Source organism: Intestinibacillus sp. NTUH-41-i26 (genome assembly GCF_032769475.1).
Lineage (GTDB): Bacteria > Bacillota > Clostridia > Oscillospirales > Butyricicoccaceae > Agathobaculum > Agathobaculum ammoniilyticum.
This window is the reverse complement of record NZ_CP136477.1, coordinates 2,085,480-2,100,672: the sequence shown is the minus strand read 5'-3', so window position 1 is coordinate 2,100,672 and position 15,193 is coordinate 2,085,480. Positions and strand designations below refer to the sequence as shown.

At 59.3% G+C, this 15,193-nt stretch carries 17 protein-coding genes; 14 read left to right on the top strand and 3 right to left on the bottom strand.

Annotated features, from left to right (window positions below; all coding sequences use genetic code 11):
* The first annotated feature begins 37 nt into the window (after positions 1–37).
* From RX717_RS10785 to RX717_RS10770, 4 genes are read left to right on the top strand one after another with little or no spacing between them, the layout of a single operon-like run.
* Entirely contained in the window at positions 38–526 is a 489-nt protein-coding gene (locus RX717_RS10785; protein WP_054327138.1) for a tripartite tricarboxylate transporter TctB family protein, read from the top strand.
* Between the two features lie 12 nt (positions 527–538).
* Positions 539–2,053 (top strand): tripartite tricarboxylate transporter permease, encoded by a 1,515-nt coding sequence (locus tag RX717_RS10780; protein ID WP_054327139.1) that lies wholly within the window; start codon positions 539–541, stop codon positions 2,051–2,053.
* Between the two features lie 12 nt (positions 2,054–2,065).
* Positions 2,066–3,037 carry a hydroxyacid dehydrogenase gene (locus RX717_RS10775; RefSeq protein WP_054327140.1) on the top strand — a complete coding sequence of 324 codons (972 nt, stop codon included), beginning with the start codon at positions 2,066–2,068 and terminating at the stop codon, positions 3,035–3,037.
* Between the two features lie 3 nt (positions 3,038–3,040).
* A complete protein-coding gene (locus RX717_RS10770) occupies positions 3,041–4,084 on the top strand; it encodes a transaldolase family protein (RefSeq protein ID WP_107631900.1) in 1,044 nt (347 codons plus the stop codon).
* 62 nt (positions 4,085–4,146) lie between these two features.
* Here the strand turns inward: RX717_RS10770 and RX717_RS10765 are convergent, their stop codons facing one another.
* The 3 genes from RX717_RS10765 to RX717_RS10755 are packed head-to-tail and all read right to left on the bottom strand — an operon-like array spanning position 4,147 to position 6,904.
* Positions 4,147–5,604, bottom strand: coding sequence for a D-alanyl-D-alanine carboxypeptidase family protein (locus RX717_RS10765; RefSeq protein ID WP_107631901.1), 1,458 nt, complete (start codon positions 5,602–5,604; stop codon positions 4,147–4,149).
* On the bottom strand, positions 5,594–5,833 hold the full coding sequence (locus tag RX717_RS10760; RefSeq protein WP_054327144.1) for a hypothetical protein: 240 nt from the start codon (positions 5,831–5,833) through the stop codon (positions 5,594–5,596). The genes RX717_RS10765 and RX717_RS10760 overlap by 11 nt, the downstream gene beginning before the upstream one ends.
* 36 nt (positions 5,834–5,869) lie before the next feature.
* A complete protein-coding gene (locus RX717_RS10755; RefSeq protein ID WP_107631902.1) occupies positions 5,870–6,904 on the bottom strand; it encodes a nucleoside recognition domain-containing protein in 1,035 nt (344 codons plus the stop codon).
* Positions 6,905–7,002: 98 nt separating this feature from the next.
* Between RX717_RS10755 and RX717_RS10750 the strand changes: the two genes are divergently transcribed.
* From RX717_RS10750 to RX717_RS10705, 10 genes are read left to right on the top strand one after another with little or no spacing between them, the layout of a single operon-like run.
* Positions 7,003–7,263, top strand: coding sequence for a YabP/YqfC family sporulation protein (locus RX717_RS10750; RefSeq protein WP_054327147.1), 261 nt, complete (start codon positions 7,003–7,005; stop codon positions 7,261–7,263).
* A 21-nt stretch (positions 7,264–7,284) separates the two neighbouring features.
* Positions 7,285–8,529: a sporulation protein YqfD gene (locus RX717_RS10745; RefSeq protein ID WP_107631903.1), complete on the top strand. Its 1,245-nt coding sequence runs from the start codon at positions 7,285–7,287 to the stop codon at positions 8,527–8,529.
* A gap of 26 nt (positions 8,530–8,555) precedes the next feature.
* Entirely contained in the window at positions 8,556–9,569 is a 1,014-nt protein-coding gene (locus RX717_RS10740; protein WP_107632188.1) for a PhoH family protein, read from the top strand.
* Positions 9,566–10,060, top strand: a complete 495-nt coding sequence (gene ybeY / locus RX717_RS10735; protein WP_054327150.1) for an rRNA maturation RNase YbeY — start codon at positions 9,566–9,568, stop codon at positions 10,058–10,060. Before RX717_RS10740 ends, ybeY begins: the two co-directional genes overlap by 4 nt.
* The gene (locus RX717_RS10730; protein WP_107631904.1) at positions 10,060–10,527 is read left to right on the top strand and encodes a diacylglycerol kinase; all 468 of its coding nucleotides are present in this window, start codon (positions 10,060–10,062) and stop codon (positions 10,525–10,527) included. The genes ybeY and RX717_RS10730 overlap by 1 nt, the downstream gene beginning before the upstream one ends.
* On the top strand, positions 10,524–11,420 hold the full coding sequence (gene era, locus RX717_RS10725; protein WP_107631905.1) for a GTPase Era: 897 nt from the start codon (positions 10,524–10,526) through the stop codon (positions 11,418–11,420). The genes RX717_RS10730 and era overlap by 4 nt, the downstream gene beginning before the upstream one ends.
* Positions 11,421–11,981, top strand: coding sequence for a DNA repair protein RecO (recO, locus tag RX717_RS10720; protein WP_316960281.1), 561 nt, complete (start codon positions 11,421–11,423; stop codon positions 11,979–11,981).
* On the top strand, positions 11,968–12,174 hold the full coding sequence (locus RX717_RS10715) for a hypothetical protein (RefSeq protein WP_442908763.1): 207 nt from the start codon (positions 11,968–11,970) through the stop codon (positions 12,172–12,174). Before recO ends, RX717_RS10715 begins: the two co-directional genes overlap by 14 nt.
* A 36-nt stretch (positions 12,175–12,210) precedes the next feature.
* A complete protein-coding gene (locus tag RX717_RS10710) occupies positions 12,211–12,624 on the top strand; it encodes a hypothetical protein (RefSeq protein ID WP_107631907.1) in 414 nt (137 codons plus the stop codon).
* A gap of 19 nt (positions 12,625–12,643) precedes the next feature.
* Positions 12,644–15,034, top strand: coding sequence for an endonuclease MutS2 (locus RX717_RS10705; RefSeq protein ID WP_107631908.1), 2,391 nt, complete (start codon positions 12,644–12,646; stop codon positions 15,032–15,034).
* Positions 15,035–15,193 lie beyond the last annotated feature (159 nt).

Sequence of the window (15,193 nt, the reverse complement as noted above, 5' to 3'; positions counted from 1 at the left end):
ATAAGCTGGACGTCTAACTGGTAAGGAGGCGGATTTGTTGAGGAAATATAAGGATGCAATTGTTGGTGGACTTGTCATTCTTGCGGCGGTTGGCTTGTTTGCGGCGAGCCTTACGATACAATCACTTTCGCTTAACCTAATAAAAGCGGATTTCTTCCCGAAGATGGATGCGATTCTGCTCGGCATACTGGGAATAGCGCTGCTTTGGGATGGATTGAGGAAAGCGGGACAGGCGTCGGAGGAATCAAAAGGCGAGGAGAAAAGCGGGATGTCGCAGGGTACTCGCTGCATGATTATAACGCTGGCGTTGATTGCAGTATATATTTTCTGTCTGGAGCCGATCGGATTCCTGCTATCGACCTTTGTTTACCTGGTCATACAGATGCTGGTGTTAGCGGATGAGTCACACCGGAAAAAGAAAGATATTCTGCTGTTCGTGATATTGTCGCTTGTTGTATCAGCCGGTATTTACCTTCTGTTCACACGTGTATTTTACCTGATGCTGCCAAGCGGATTGTTGGGTTAAAGGAGGCGTCGCATGTTATCTTTGATCGCTACAGGGTTTGCAGAGGTCTGTAACCCGCTGTGCATTGCTTTGATTGCAGGCGGTGTCCTGCTTGGTATTATTTTTGGATCGATCCCAGGGCTTTCGGCAACCATGGCGGTGGCGCTCTGCCTGCCAATGACCTATGGTTTGGAGCCTATCGCAGGCATGGCATTGCTACTCGGCCTGTATATCGGCGGTATTTCGGGCGGCCTGGTCGCGGCAATATTGCTGCGTATCCCCGGTACACCGGCTTCGGTGGCAACCTGCTTTGACGGTTACCCGCTGGCCGCGAAAGGGCAGGCCGGTAAGGCGCTGGGAGTGGGTATCTTTTTCTCTTTCATTGGTACGTTGCTTGGCTTGGCTGTGTTGATGTTTATTGCACCATCGCTGGCAAGCGTTGCGTTGAAGTTCAGCTATTATGAATATTTTGCTGTAGGTGTTTTTTCTATTTCCATGATGGCCAGCCTGATCAGCGGGTCGGTTGTCAAGGGACTGGTCAGTGGTGCAATTGGCTTGGCGTTTGCCATGGTTGGCGCGGCACCGATTGATGGCATCCCGCGTTTGACGTTTGGTTTTCATGCGCTGGATGCCGGGTTTGATATTCTGCCCGTCCTGATTGGTTTGTTTGCAATTTCTGAGATTATCAAGGCTGCAAAGGAAAAGGGTAAGCCGCAGGGAAAGGTATTGCAGGACTTCAAAATTAAGGGCTTCGGCTTCTCCTTTGCGGAATTTAAGAGCCAGATCGTGAACCTGTTCCGTTCTGCGGCAATCGGAATAGGTATTGGCATTTTACCGGGCATCGGAGGAGGAACATCCAATATTCTGGCCTATACAGCGGCAAAGAATCAATCCAAAACACCTGAAAAATTTGGTACAGGCATTATTGATGGCATTGTTGCCTCCGAAACTGCCAATAACGCTTCAATCGGAGGTGCGCTGGTGCCATTGATGACACTGGGCATACCTGGGGACACTGTGACCGCTATGCTTTTGGGTGGCCTGATGATTCATGGCCTGAACCCAGGACCGCTTCTGTTTCAGAATAACGGCCCGCTGGTATATGGTATTTTTGCGGCCTGTCTGATTGCAAATGTGTTTATGCTGTTGATGGAGTACTTAGGCATTAAGGTATTCGCACGCGTATTGACCGTGCCAAAGCACATACTTCTGCCGATTATTATGGTTCTATGCGTTGTCGGTGCGTTTGGTGTGAATAACCGCCTGTTTGATGTTTGGGCAGTCCTGTTCTTTGGTATTGTTGCGTATTTGCTGGAAAAAGGGGGCTTCCCGCTGCCGCCAATCATTCTCGGATTCATACTGGGTCCAACGATAGAAACCAATCTCCGCCGCGGGCTGATGCAGTCAGAGGGAAGCATCGCTCCGTTTTTCACTCATCCGATCAGCTTGGCATTTCTGATTATTACGATGATTGTTATTGTCCTTGCAGTTCGTAAAGAATTAAGAGCGCGGCGTAGCAATCGGGTGGAAAAAGAAGGGAAATCGTAAAAGGAGTGCCGCATGAGAAAAGTATATATCAGTGAACCGATCCATGAAGATGCGATTCGCCTGCTGGAGCGATCATTTGAGGTTGTGCAGGGCGGCGGCGCTGCGGATATTGCCGGACGCGCATACGGTTGCGAAGCGATACTGGTCCGCGTCGCCAGAATAACAGAGGAAATAATGGATGCTCTACCCGGACTGCGCGTGATTGCAAAGCACGGCATAGGCGTGGATAATATTGATGTACAGGCAGCTACAGCGCGTGGCATACTGGTGGTCAATGCGCCGACAGCAAATATACATGCCGTTGCAGAGCATACAGCGACGCTTATAATGGCGCTGCTGAAAAATTTGGTCTTTCTGGATGCAATGACCCGCAACGGTGGTTTTGAAAAACGAAATCAGCATATTGTGACTGAATTGCGGGGGAAGAAGGTCGGGTTTATTGGCTTTGGTCGAATCGCCCGTTTGGTACGGCAAAAGCTGTCCGGCTTTGAGGCTTCCTTTCTTGCTGCCGATCCTTTTATGGAACCAGAACAGGCAGAAGCGTTTGGTGTGACACCGGTAGATATGGAAAAACTTTTGGAACAGGCTGATGTAATTAGCCTGCATACACCGTTGACACCGGAAACACACCATTTGATAGATCGGAATGCGCTGGAAAGGATGAAAAGAAGCGCGTTTCTGATTAATGCCGCCCGTGGGGCGGTTGTAGATGAACAGGCGTTGGTGGAAGCGCTACAGGCGCGTCGGATTGCCGGCGCTGCGCTTGATGTATTTGAAGAAGAGCCACCGGCGGAGAACTGCCCGCTTTGGGGGTTAGACAATCTCATTGTGTCTCCGCATAACGCGGCGCTGAGCGATGCAGCGATGCGAGCAATGGGGATGGACAGTGCACAGGGGATTTTGGACTGTTTGGAGGATCGGCGTCCCGCGTATATGGTGAACGCCGAGGTATGGCACTGTGGAAAAACCAAAAGAGAGGTATGACAAATGAAGGCGAATTATTTCCAACGTGTACAGGCACAGACACCAACCCGGTTCTGGATTAATAACGTTACGAGAGAGCAGGCGCGTCTGGCAATCGAAGCAGGGGCGGTCGGCTGTACTCAGAACCCTGCATATACATGGAAGATGATGGATGCTCCGGAGGAAAGGGAATACGTTTGTTCTTTGCTGGATCCCATTTTACAGCAGGAGGCAGATGATACGCAGGCATTGGTTCAGCTCCAGCGTGCGTTGGTAGAACGTGTGGCTCGACAGTTCATGCCATTATATGAAAAAAGTGGCGGCGATTTAGGATTGGTCAGCATACAGGGCGATCCTTTCCATGAGGATTGTGATACGATTGTGTGCTACGCACGCTATAACTGCTCTGCCTCCCCCAATATTATTGCGAAGATACCTGTGACAGAGGAGGGGCTGAAAGCGATCGAGGTGGTGCTGCAGGAAGGAATATCAGTTAACGCTACCGAAGTACTAAGCGTACGTCAGGCGCTGGATGTCTGCCGGGTCTATAACCGTATTACAGAAGGGGTGGCCAAAAAACCACATATTTATTTCTCCCACATTACAGGTATTTTTGACCAATATCTGTCTGAACAAGTTGCGCGTGAGGAAATTGAAGTCTGTCCGGACGCATTGTGGCAGGCAGGTATAGCGGCGGCGAAAAAAACCTATTGGATGACGAGGGAGGTATGCCCTAAGATGGGATTTATCGGCGGCGGCGCCCGTGGGCTTCAGCATTTTACCGAAATGGTGGGCGCGGATGCCTGTATAACAATTAACTGGAAGGGAACAGCGGATCGCTTAATTGAACAGGATATGCCTGTCGTACAGCGGTTCTTCATGCCTACCCCCGCATCCGTCATTGAGGAGTTGCGGGCCAAGCTGCCCGATTTTCGCAAGGGATACGATGTGGATGCTCTGGAGCCGTCCGAATATGAGGATTTTGGGCCGGTCGTATTGTTCCGGTCGGGGTTTGAAACGGCCTGGAAAAACGCGCTGGAATTTATAGCTGAGCGACGTAGGGGATAGACACAAAAAACACCGCGCGTAAGCACGGTGTTTTTTGTGTCTATTGGGATTTCTGCTCTGTATCAACGGCGCCGCCTACGCTGGTAATTGGAATTTTCGTAACGGGCACGCATGTTTTTGCGCTGCTTCCGCCGGCGCATGCCGCCGAACGTCAGGTTGAACAGAATGTAGAGTACGACAAAGATTGCCAGCACGACCAAGATCACCTTGAACGCAGTGCTTTTGAAGAAGTTTTCGAGCTTGTCCGCATAATACAGGACGTTGCTGCGTTCCACGTCGTTGAGCGAAACCAGCTCGACCGTGCCGTATTCGACGCCGCCGTAGGAGTAGGTGATGCTGCCGATGACATCCCCCGCCTTGATAGGGGCGTCCTTGCTGTCCGGTATGGTGGGGAACTGCTCCAGTTGGTCGACCTCCAAGTTTTTGGGGAGTGTGGCGACAAGGTCGTTTTTGGCGGTCAGCACGACCTCGTCCGCGTCTGTGGACAGGCGGACGTTGACGTGCGTGATCTCCTGCCCCTGCTTGGCCAGCGTTTTGGAGACAAAGTTCTCAAAGCCCCAGTCGAACAGACGGTTGGTTTCGGTAAAGCTCTTGGCGACAGTCGAACTGTCCGGCGCGTCCGCGCAGCCGAGCAGGACCGAATACAGCTTGGCCCCGCCCTTTTCCGCATAGGAAACCAGGCAGTTACCAGCCTGCGAGGTGTGACCGGTTTTAATCCCTTTGGCGTAGACGTTCGACCAGGGATCGGTGCGGCGGAAAATGAGCTGGTTGGTGGTGAAAATGATGCGCGAATCGTGCATGTTGGTCGCAGGCATCCGATACTGTGCGGTTTCGGCGATCGTAACGAACGTCTCATCCTGCATGGCAGCCTGCGAGATCAGCAGCAGGTCGCGCGCGGTGGAATAATGGTCGTCCGCATGCAGGCCGCAGGGGTTGGAGAAATGCGTGCCGGTGCAGCCAAGCTCCTGCGCGCGCGCGTTCATCATGTTGACAAATTCCTCGTACGATCCACCGACATGCCGCGCCAGCATATAGGCCGCCTCGTTTGCCGAGGGAAGCATGAGCGCGTACAGCAGGTCGATGACACGCACCTGCTCGCCGACCTTGATATCGGCGTTTGAACTGTCGGCCGTGACGTTTTCAAAGTCCGACTCCTGTGCGGTGACGATCTCCTCCAGATCCTCGACATGCTCGAGCGTGAGCAGCGCGGTCATGACCTTGGTGGTTGAGGCGGGGTAACGCCGCTCGTCCGCGTTTTTTTCATACAGCACCATGCCTGTATCGGCGTTGACCAGCAGCGCGGCGGTGGCGTCGATCAAGGGATCGGCCAGGCCGCCGGCTGTGGTGCCGCTTTCAATTTTTGCGTCTCCGCCCTCCGCGGCGTCGGTGTCGTTCTGGGAGGAGAGCGTGTCGTCCTCTCCTACGGTCGCAGAGGCCCGCGGGAGCGGCGCGGCGGAAAATAAAAACAGGAAACAAAGCGCAAGCGCGGTCAGGCGGCGGAAAAAAACATTACTTTTCATGCGGATCCCCCAGAGAAAAGTCTGCGTCGGTGAAATGGCCGCGTATGGCCGCGGGCTTGGGCGGGATGCGGCGCAGCGGGTCGTACCGGAACGCACGGCAGTGGTCGGTGCCGTCGACAACGCCGCGGCGGCGGCAGGCGATGCGCTGCCCGTCCGCCAAGGGGGAGCCGTGCGCGCAATAAATGCAGCGTGGCTCGATATCCTTTCGCAGCAGCTTTTTCAGCTTCATGCGGATGGTCACTCCATTCTTATGTACTGTGACCCATTATATCTTATTTTTCGTGCTTTTTCCACCCCAAATTAATAACAATACCAAAACGCCGAGCAGGACGGCGCCGGTCAGGTTAAAGGCACGGGGGGGCGCGGCGGCGCCTGCGAACACGGCCAGCGCCCTGGGGGAAAGCTGGAACAGCAAAGCGGTACACACGGCGGCAATCGTGCCGTGGAGCAGCTTGCCGAGCGTGAAAGCGCCGGATGGGAGCGCGAACGGAGCGGTCAGCGCGCGCGCCTGGAACTGTACGGCCAGCCCGCCGAAGCCGAGCAGGAAGGACGCCAGCGTGAGCTGGGCGCAGATGGTCAGGGGAAGCAGCGTCAGCTCGTCAAGACCGTTGGTCAGCTCGATCAGGCCGGCCAGCATATCGCCGTACGGCAGAGCGCGCAGGGCGGGACGGAGCAGCCGCAGCAGGACGGAAAAAACCGTCAGGAAGGCGGTGACGGTCAGCGCGGTGCGCGCGGCCTGCTGCGTGGCACCGCAGAAAGCGGAGGCAAAGCCTTCCCTGGGCGCAGCGGCCGCTCGCCCGCCCGCTGACTGCGCCATGGGGCCGCGCGCCACGACCAGACCGGTCAGCAGCGCGGACAGCGCGTGTATGCCGTAGAGGACCGCGCCGGTCCGCGCGCTGCCGAACACGCCCAGCCCGACCAACCCAATACAGAAGCCCGGGCTGGCGCAGTTGCAGAACGCGTTGACCCGCGCGGCGGCTTCGCGCGACAGCGCGCCCTGCTGGAGCAGCTCGGCCACGGTGGCCGCGCCGACCGGATAACCGCCGGTCAGCCCCAGTATGACCGCGGGCGCGGCCTCGGGCGGCAGACCGTACAGCCGTGCGAGCGGCCGGGCGGCAGCCCGGCCGAGCCGCTCCGCCAGTCCGGAACGGACAAGCAGGCCGCTGGCCACGAAAAATGGGAACAGCGCAGGCAGCGCCTCGCGGCCGGCAAGCGCTAGACCTTCACGCACCCCGTCCGCGCAGGCGGCCGGGCAGAGCAGGAACGCCGCGAACAGCGCAAGGGAGAAAAACAGCTTCATTGACCTCACCCCGGTTGACAGAGATTCCCTATTCTATGTCCGGCAGGCAAGTTTCATGCCGGCGCCGCATACAATAGCCCGAACGGAGGAGGGGACGCATGGCGCACGATGGGTTTGGGGCGGCGATTCTGGAGGATCTGCACGGAAGCCGCCCGCGCGTAGAGATCATCGGCAACAGCCGCGTCGTGGTGGAGAACCACCGCGGGATACAGGAGTATGACGACGGGCTGCTCCGCATCAAATGTTGCGGCTGCGAGGTGCGCATCACGGGCGCGGGCCTGACGCTCGCGGCGCTTTCGCTGGATGAGCTGGCGGTGACCGGAACGATCGTTTCGGTGGAATACACCACGGCGGGCTGATGCCGAAAGGGAGGGAAACGGATGGTTGGGCGGCTTTTGCTGCTGGCGCGCGGACAGGTGCGCGTCCGTGTGACGGGCGCGAGCCTGCCGCGCTTTCTCAATGCCTGTGCGCGGCACGGTATTACGCTGCGCCGCATGAAACGCACCGCATGGAACGAGATGTACGCGACGCTGTCGGTCGCGGATTTCCGCGCGCTGCGGCGGTATATGGGGCGCACGGGCTGTCGGGTGCATATCGTGCGGCGGCGGGGCGCGCCCTTTGTTGCCGCACGGCTGCGGCCGCGGTACGCGCTGTGGGGCGGCTTTTTTGCGCTTGTGCTGCTATGCTGGATTTTGCACGCCCATATCTGGTCGATCGAAACGAATATTTCCGCCGCGCTGCCGGAAGGGGAAATCATGCGGCAGCTTGATGCGCTGGGCGTACATATCGGCGCGCGGCGGAGCGCGATCGATACTGGAAGGATCCGGTGGAAGATGCTGCAGCTGCAGCCGGATATGACGTTTTTTTCGCTAAATATACAGGGGAACCGCCTGACGGTGGAGGCATATGGCGAATCCCCGCCTTCTGAACTGTTGGACCAGAGCGCGGTCACCAAGGTCGTTGCAGCGCGCGACGGGGTTGTGCGCCGCATTTTGGCGCAGGAAGGGCAGCCGGTGGTAAAGGCGGGCGACGCGGTCTCGGCCGGAGATACGTTGATCAGCGGGCTGGTTCCACCTACACGGGAGGAAGGGAACTACCACCTGACGCACGGCCGCGGCGAGGTGGAGGCGTATACGGCCTATCATACCGCGCGCGTCCGCGCGCTGACAACGGAGAAAAAGGCTTATACGGGAAAGGTGAAGCGCCAGTACGCGCTTGTTTTAGGAAATAAACGGTTAAATTTATATTTTGGGAGTGGAATTTCCAGCAGCACCTGTGATAAAATAATAGAAACCAAAACGCTGTGGCTGTCCGACAGCGTGGTGTTCCCAGTCTCGCTGGTCAAACAGACCTATGTGTTTTATGAAACCGAGACGGTGACCCAAACCGCGGACGAGGTGCGCGTGGATATGATCTCCCGCGCGCTCGGGGATATCGCCGCGGGCATGGACGGCATGATCACCGGCCATGAGGAAACGATGGCCGAGCAGGCGGGGGCGGCGGTTTTGCGGCTGTCGGCGGACGCGGTCGAGCAGATCGGCGTGGAGGCGGTCGATGACAGCACGATTCCGGAAAAGGAGTCGGAGGAGGATGCCGGGGCGCAGCAGCGTCCCGCGCAGGGATAAAACACCAGGAAAGTAAGGTGCAGACCATAGAAAAGACAATCCAGATAGAGCGGATCGAGCTCCTGATCGCGGTATTCGGGGCGTTCGATGAAAATATCAAGCTGCTGGAGCGCGAACTGGGGGTTTCGGTCGTCAGCCGCGGGACCGAGCTGAAGATATCCGGCGGCGAAGCGGAGGTGGAAATCGCTGCGCGTACGATCGGCACGCTGGCCGGAATGGCGGCGCGCGGCGAGACGGTCGGCACGCAGACTGTGCAGTATGTGATCGGTCTGGCGCGCGACGGGCGTGAGGCCGAGGTGCATACCATGGGCCGCGATGTTCTGTGCATCACGGCAAAGGGCAAGCCGGTCAAGGCTAAAACGCTCGGCCAGAAGCGGTATATGGAGGCCATCCAGAAAAACACGATCGTCATGGGTGTCGGTCCGGCCGGCACGGGCAAGACCTACCTTGCCGTGGCCGCAGCGGTCGCGGCGTTCCGCGACAAGCGGGTGTCCCGCATCATCCTGACGCGCCCGGCGGTCGAGGCGGGGGAAAAGCTGGGCTTTCTGCCCGGCGATCTGCAGAGCAAGGTAGACCCCTATCTGCGCCCGCTGTACGACGGGCTGTTCGACATGCTCGGCGCGGAGAATTTTGCCAAATACCAGGAGCGCGGCTCGATCGAGGTAGCGCCCCTAGCCTATATGCGCGGCCGCACGCTGGACGACAGCTTCATCATCCTGGACGAAGCGCAGAACACCACGCCCGAGCAGATGAAAATGTTCCTGACCCGTCTGGGATTCGGCTCGCAGGCGGTCATCACGGGCGATATCACCCAGATCGATCTGCCGGACGGCAAGGCCTCGGGGCTGAAAGAGGCCCTGCGCGTGCTGGACGGGGTGGAGGGCATCGCCCAGTGCTACCTGACCGAAAAAGACGTGGTGCGGCATGAGCTGGTGCAGCGCATCGTCAAGGCTTATGCGGACTACGAAAACAAAAAGGGCAGGGGGAAGCCGGCGGAAAGCCGTCATCCCGCTCTCCGGCGCAAAGGGGACAAGCGATGAACCATCAGATCAACATCGGCTTTGAAACCGCGGTGGAGGACGAAGCCGAGGTCGCCGCGCTCATCCGCACCTGCGCGCTGCGCGTACTCGAGAGCGAGGGCGTGCCGTTTTGCGCGGAGATCGACGTGACCGTGGTGAACGCGGATACGGTCCGTGAGATGAACGCCGCGTATCGGGATAAGGACGCGGTGACCGACGTGCTTTCTTTCCCGATGTACGAATTTGTAAACGGCGCGCCGCAGGAGCGGCTGGAGCGCGAGCCGGATTCCGGCCGCGTCATGCTGGGCGATATGGTGCTGTGCTATACGCGCGCCTGCGAGCAGGCGGCGGCGTTCGGCCATTCGCCCGCGCGGGAGTGCGGTTACCTGACGACGCATTCCGTGCTGCACCTTTTGGGCTACGACCATGAGCGGGGTGACGGGGACGCACGCCTGATGCGCGGCAAGGAAGAAGAAAATCTGGCCTTTCTGGGCCTGACGAGAGAGGCGTAATGAAAAAAAACATCCGAAAACTGCATGAAAGTTTTCTCAATGCGTTTCGTGGACTGGGGCTGTGCATCCATGGGGAACGCAACTTCCGCGTGCATATGGTGACCGCGTTTTATGTGACCATATTCGCGCTGCTGGGCGAAGCGACGGCGGCAGAAGCGTCTATTTTGTGCGTCTGCTTTGGGCTGACCATGGGTGCCGAGCTGATGAATACGGCGATTGAGCGACTGTGCGACCGGCAGGCCAGCGGGTACGACGGGTTTGTGCGCGATGCCAAGGATATCGCAGCGGCGGGCGTGTTCGTCTGCGCGGCGGCGTGTGTGGCGGTCGGCGTATGCATTTTTATCGGGGAGGGCGTGCTGGCCGCTGCCCTGCAGTACATTTTCGCGCACTTATGGGTCGCTATGGCGTTGCTCGCGTCCGCGCCCGCTGCGCTGTGGTTTATTTTTCAGTATGGGAGAATGCAATGAATCAGATTACCAAAACGGCGGTCATTTCCGTGGTCGGCCGCCCGAATGTAGGGAAATCCACCCTGACCAATAAGCTGGTGGGGCAGAAAGTGGCCATTGTGTCCAGCAAGCCGCAGACCACGCGCACCCGCATCACCGGCATACTCAACCGAGACGGCACGCAGTATGTTTTTCTGGACACGCCCGGCCTGCACAGGCCGCGCAGCCGTTTGGGCGACTACATGTGTAAGGTTGTGACCGACACCGTATCCGAGGTGGACGCGGCGGTGCTGGTGGTCGAGCCGATCGCCAACATTGGTCCGGCCGAGGAGAGCCTGATCGCACAGCTCAAGCAGCACCGTATGCCGGCTATTCTGGCGATTAACAAGATCGATACGCTGAAAAAGGAAGAGCTTCTCGCGGTAATCGCCGTTTACGCGCAGGCGCATGACTTTGAGGCGGTCGTCCCGATCTCTGCGCGCACGGGGGAGGGGCTGGACGAGCTGCTGACCGAGATCGGCAGATACGCGATCGAGGGGCCGCAGCTGTTTCCGGAGGATATGGTGTCCGACCAGCCGGAGCGCCAGCTTGCGGCCGAAATCGTGCGCGAAAAAATGTTGCGTCTGCTCGACCGCGAGGTTCCGCATGGCGTGGCGGTCGGCGTCGAGCGATGGAACGAGCGGGAGGACGGCCTGATCGAAATCAACGCGGTCATTTATTGTGAAAAGGCGAGCCACAAGGGCATCATCATCGGCAAGCAGGGTGCGATGCTGAAGGAGATCGGCCGGCAGGCCCGCGTGGACATTGAACGCATGCTGGATGCCAAAGTGTTTCTTGAGCTTTGGGTCAAGGTCAAGGAGGGCTGGCGCAACAACCAGTACCAGATGCGCAATTTCGGTTACGAGGAGCTGTAAATGGCCGAGGTCAAGCTGCGTGCGCTCGGCCTGCGCGAGGTGGATTTCGGCGACTACGACCGTTATCTGACAGCGCTGACCGCGGATGGCCGCAGGATAGAGATTTTGTGCAAAAACGCGCGGCGGGGAAAAAAGCAGAATCCCGCCGCGCGGCAGTTTTGCTACTCCGAATTCATCCTGTATGAACGGGGCGGGAAATATACGCTGCGCGAGGCGGGGCTTGTCCACTCGTTTTTTCCGCTGACACAGGATATCGAGCGGTACGCGCTTGCCTGCTATCTGGCGGAACTGGCAAGCGCGCTGGCCACGCCGGACGAGGACAGTCCGGCACTGTGCGTCCTGCTGCTGCACGCGTTGCGCGCGCTGGAAAGCGGCGGGCGCGAGCCGACGCTTGTCAAGGCTGCGTTCGAGTGGCGCGTGATGGCCGAAAGCGGCTATGCGCCTGACCTTTCGGGCTGCGGCGTGTGCGGCAGGGGGGATCGAACGGCCGCCCGTGTATTTTTCCGTCCGCGCGGGTACTGCGGCGGACGGCGTGTGCGCGGAGCGGGTGGGGGGCTATGAGCGCCTTGCGGATTCCGCGCTGCGCGCGCTGACGCATGTATTGACGTGCGACACCCGCAGGGTGTATGCGTTTTCTCTGACCGGACTGGCGCGCGCGCAGTTCTGCCGCATGGGCGAGGCGTATGTGTTGTACCACCTCGGCCGCGGGTTCGACAGCCTGGCATTTTACCGGTCGGTCGCGCCGCTGGAATAGCTGTTTTATGCTGCAAGAGGGGGAGGCAGGTAAGACATGAAACTCACACGCAAACAGACCGCGCTGCGGTACAACTGGTATGTGCAGCTCGCTGTGGATGCGGCGGCGTTGCTGGTGTTCGCGTTGAGCTGGCACAGGGGCGTGGTGCTGTTCCCGTGGGTGGCTGCGCTGCTTCTGGTCTCGCTCGGTAATGTGTTTGCGTGCGGGCGCAGCCTGCTTGGCACGCTCAAGCGCATGCTGCCGAATGAGGAATACCAGCGGCTTGCCGCACGCTATTTCCCTTATGGGAACCGCTGGCTGTGGACGATGCTGCAATACAAACAGATGAAAGGTATGGCCGGCGAAAACGGCCGCGCAGTCCTGCGCCTGTGGCTGGGTGTGATCGGTGTGTGCGCGGGGTCGATGCTGGCCATCTATCTGGCGTCATATCTGCTGACAATTGTTTTATAATACGCTTCAGGAGTAAACCATGAACAGATTAGGCGAAAAATCCTTAAAAACACTGGAATATTACGAGATCCTCGACCGGCTCGCGTCACAGGCCGCGTCCGAGGCGGCAAAGGAGAAGTGCCGCGCGCTCCGGCCGCTGGATGATCATGAGCAGGCGCAGGTCTGGCTGGATCAGACGACCGATGCGAAAAACCGGATGATCCGGCAGGGCAGCCCAGGGTTCGGCGGCATCCGCGAGGTGGGTGCGATTTTGCTGCGTGCGGACCGTGGCGGCACGCTGAACCCGCGCGAGCTGCTTGACGTGGCGAGCCTGCTGCAGACCGCGCGCCGCGCGCTGGTCTACGACGCGGAACACGAGGAAAAGACCACGCTTACGCCGATCTTCGGCCTGCTGACCGGTAACCGTGCGCTGGAGGAGGCCATCACAACCGCGATTGTCTCCGAAGAGGAGATTGCGGACGGGGCATCCTCAGAACTGCTCTCCATCCGCCGCGAGCTGCGCCGCATCTCGGGCAAGGTGCGCGAGACGCTCAACCGCCTGATCTCGGGCGAGCGCTCCAAATACTTGCAGGAAACCATCGTCACCCAGCGCAACGGGCGCTTCGTCGTGCCGGTTAAGGCCGAGCACCGCGGCGACATCCCGGGCTTGGTGCATGATACCTCGTCCACGGGCGCGACCGTGTTCGTCGAGCCGCGGCAGGTGGTTGAGATCAACAATCAGATCAAGGTACTCGAGGGCCGTGAGGAGGCTGAGATCGAGCGCATCCTGGCCGAGCTGTCAGCCGAGGTTTCCATGCACAGGAGTGCGATCGAGCAGGATTATGATGTGCTGACAACGCTTGACTTTATTTTCGCGCGCGCAAAGCTGTCGTTTGAAATGAATGCCGCGCCGCCCGTGTTGGCCGCCGGCGCGAGTCGCTGCCGCCTGCTGCGGGCGCGGCACCCGCTGCTTGATAAGGACAAGGCCGTCCCCATCGATATCGCGATCGGCGGGGAATACGATACGCTGGTTATCACCGGCCCGAACACGGGCGGCAAGACCGTGTCGCTCAAAACGCTCGGCCTGCTGTCGCTGATGGCGGCGAGCGGCCTGCACATTCCGGCAAACGAGCAGTCCGAGATCGGCCTGTTCGAGCATGTCTACGCGGATATCGGCGACGAGCAGAGCATCGAGCAGTCGCTTTCGACCTTCTCCGCGCACATGAAGACCATTGTGTCTATCATGGACTGCTGCGGGCAGGGCGACCTGGTGCTGTTTGATGAGTTGGGCGCGGGTACCGATCCGGTCGAGGGTGCGGCGCTCGCGGTCGCGGTGATCGGCTATGCGCGCCAGATGGGCGCGTGTGTGGCTGCGACCACGCACTACGCGGAGCTGAAAACCTTCGCGCTCACCACCGATGGGGTGGAGAACGCCTCGTGCGAGTTCAATGTGCAGTCGCTGCAGCCGACCTACCGCCTGCTGACCGGCATCCCCGGCAAGTCCAACGCGTTCGCCATCGCGGCGCGGCTGGGGCTGCAGCCCACCATCATCGAGCGGGCGAAGGAGCAGGTCTCGACCGAGGACGCGCGCTTTGAGGACGTGCTGGCCGAGCTGGAGCGCGAGCGCCGCCGCATCGAACAGATGAAGGAGGAGGCGCAGAAAATGCGCGCCGCCGCGCAGTCCGAGCGGGACAGGATGCGCGCCGAGCGCGACGCGGCCGAGGCGCGCGCGGATAAGCTGCTCGAGGGCGCGCGCAGCCAGGCGGACCGCCTCCTCAAAGACGCGCGCATGACTGCCGAGACCGTGTTCGACGAGCTGGAGGACATGAAAAAGAAAGCGCAGAAGGATACGGCCGGACAGAACTTGGCCGCGGCCAAGGCCGCGCTGCGCGGCGTTATCACGCAGACCGAGAACGAGCAGCGGCGCGGCATCCAGAAGCGCGTGGTCGAGGCAGACGAGCAGCGGCCGGTCAAAAAGGGCGACCGCGTGCGGCTGATCAACGTGGGCGGCGTGCTGGCCGACGTGCTCGCGCCCGCGGACAAAAGCGGCAACGTGCAGGTGCAGGCCGGACCGATGAAGATGACGGTCAAGGAGAACGAGCTGCGCATCGTGGAGGAGCAGGCGCCCGTGAAAAAGTCGGTCCAGCCCCGCCGCGACGCGCCGAAGCGCGAGCTGAACATCCGCTCGGCGGAGAGCGAGGTGGATGTGCGCGGCATGAGCGCGCAGGAGGCGCTGTTCGAGGTGGATAACTTCCTTTCCCGCGCGCTTATGGCCGGCCTGCCCTCGGTCACGGTCATCCACGGCAAGGGGACGGGCGTGCTGCGCAACGCGGTACAGCAGCATCTGCGGTCAAACAAGCGTGTCAAGAGCGTGCGCAGCGGTGTGTACGGTGAGGGCGAGCAGGGCGTGACCATCGTCGAATTGCGGTAAAAACGCATCGTTTTGGGAATAGAAAACCGATGTGCAGGGCAAAATGCCATATATTCCGAAAGAATGCAGGAAATTTTCATTAAAAATACAAAGGGTGCGCGGGCATTTTATCCTTGACGAAACTGACAAAAGGCGCTATGCTATATATATCGGATTTGA

Coding starts and splice junctions, on each gene's coding strand:
- RX717_RS10780 (WP_054327139.1), top strand. CDS start 539: ATGTTATCTTTGATCGCTACAGGGTTTGCAGAGGTCTGTAACCCGCTG.
- RX717_RS10775 (WP_054327140.1), top strand. CDS start 2,066: ATGAGAAAAGTATATATCAGTGAACCGATCCATGAAGATGCGATTCGC.
- RX717_RS10770 (WP_107631900.1), top strand. CDS start 3,041: ATGAAGGCGAATTATTTCCAACGTGTACAGGCACAGACACCAACCCGG.
- RX717_RS10765 (WP_107631901.1), bottom strand. CDS start 5,604: ATGAAAAGTAATGTTTTTTTCCGCCGCCTGACCGCGCTTGCGCTTTGT.
- RX717_RS10760 (WP_054327144.1), bottom strand. CDS start 5,833: ATGAAGCTGAAAAAGCTGCTGCGAAAGGATATCGAGCCACGCTGCATT.
- RX717_RS10755 (WP_107631902.1), bottom strand. CDS start 6,904: ATGAAGCTGTTTTTCTCCCTTGCGCTGTTCGCGGCGTTCCTGCTCTGC.
- RX717_RS10750 (WP_054327147.1), top strand. CDS start 7,003: ATGGCGCACGATGGGTTTGGGGCGGCGATTCTGGAGGATCTGCACGGA.
- RX717_RS10745 (WP_107631903.1), top strand. CDS start 7,285: ATGGTTGGGCGGCTTTTGCTGCTGGCGCGCGGACAGGTGCGCGTCCGT.
- ybeY (WP_054327150.1), top strand. CDS start 9,566: ATGAACCATCAGATCAACATCGGCTTTGAAACCGCGGTGGAGGACGAA.
- RX717_RS10730 (WP_107631904.1), top strand. CDS start 10,060: ATGAAAAAAAACATCCGAAAACTGCATGAAAGTTTTCTCAATGCGTTT.
- era (WP_107631905.1), top strand. CDS start 10,524: ATGAATCAGATTACCAAAACGGCGGTCATTTCCGTGGTCGGCCGCCCG.
- recO (WP_316960281.1), top strand. CDS start 11,421: ATGGCCGAGGTCAAGCTGCGTGCGCTCGGCCTGCGCGAGGTGGATTTC.
- RX717_RS10710 (WP_107631907.1), top strand. CDS start 12,211: ATGAAACTCACACGCAAACAGACCGCGCTGCGGTACAACTGGTATGTG.
- RX717_RS10705 (WP_107631908.1), top strand. CDS start 12,644: ATGAACAGATTAGGCGAAAAATCCTTAAAAACACTGGAATATTACGAG.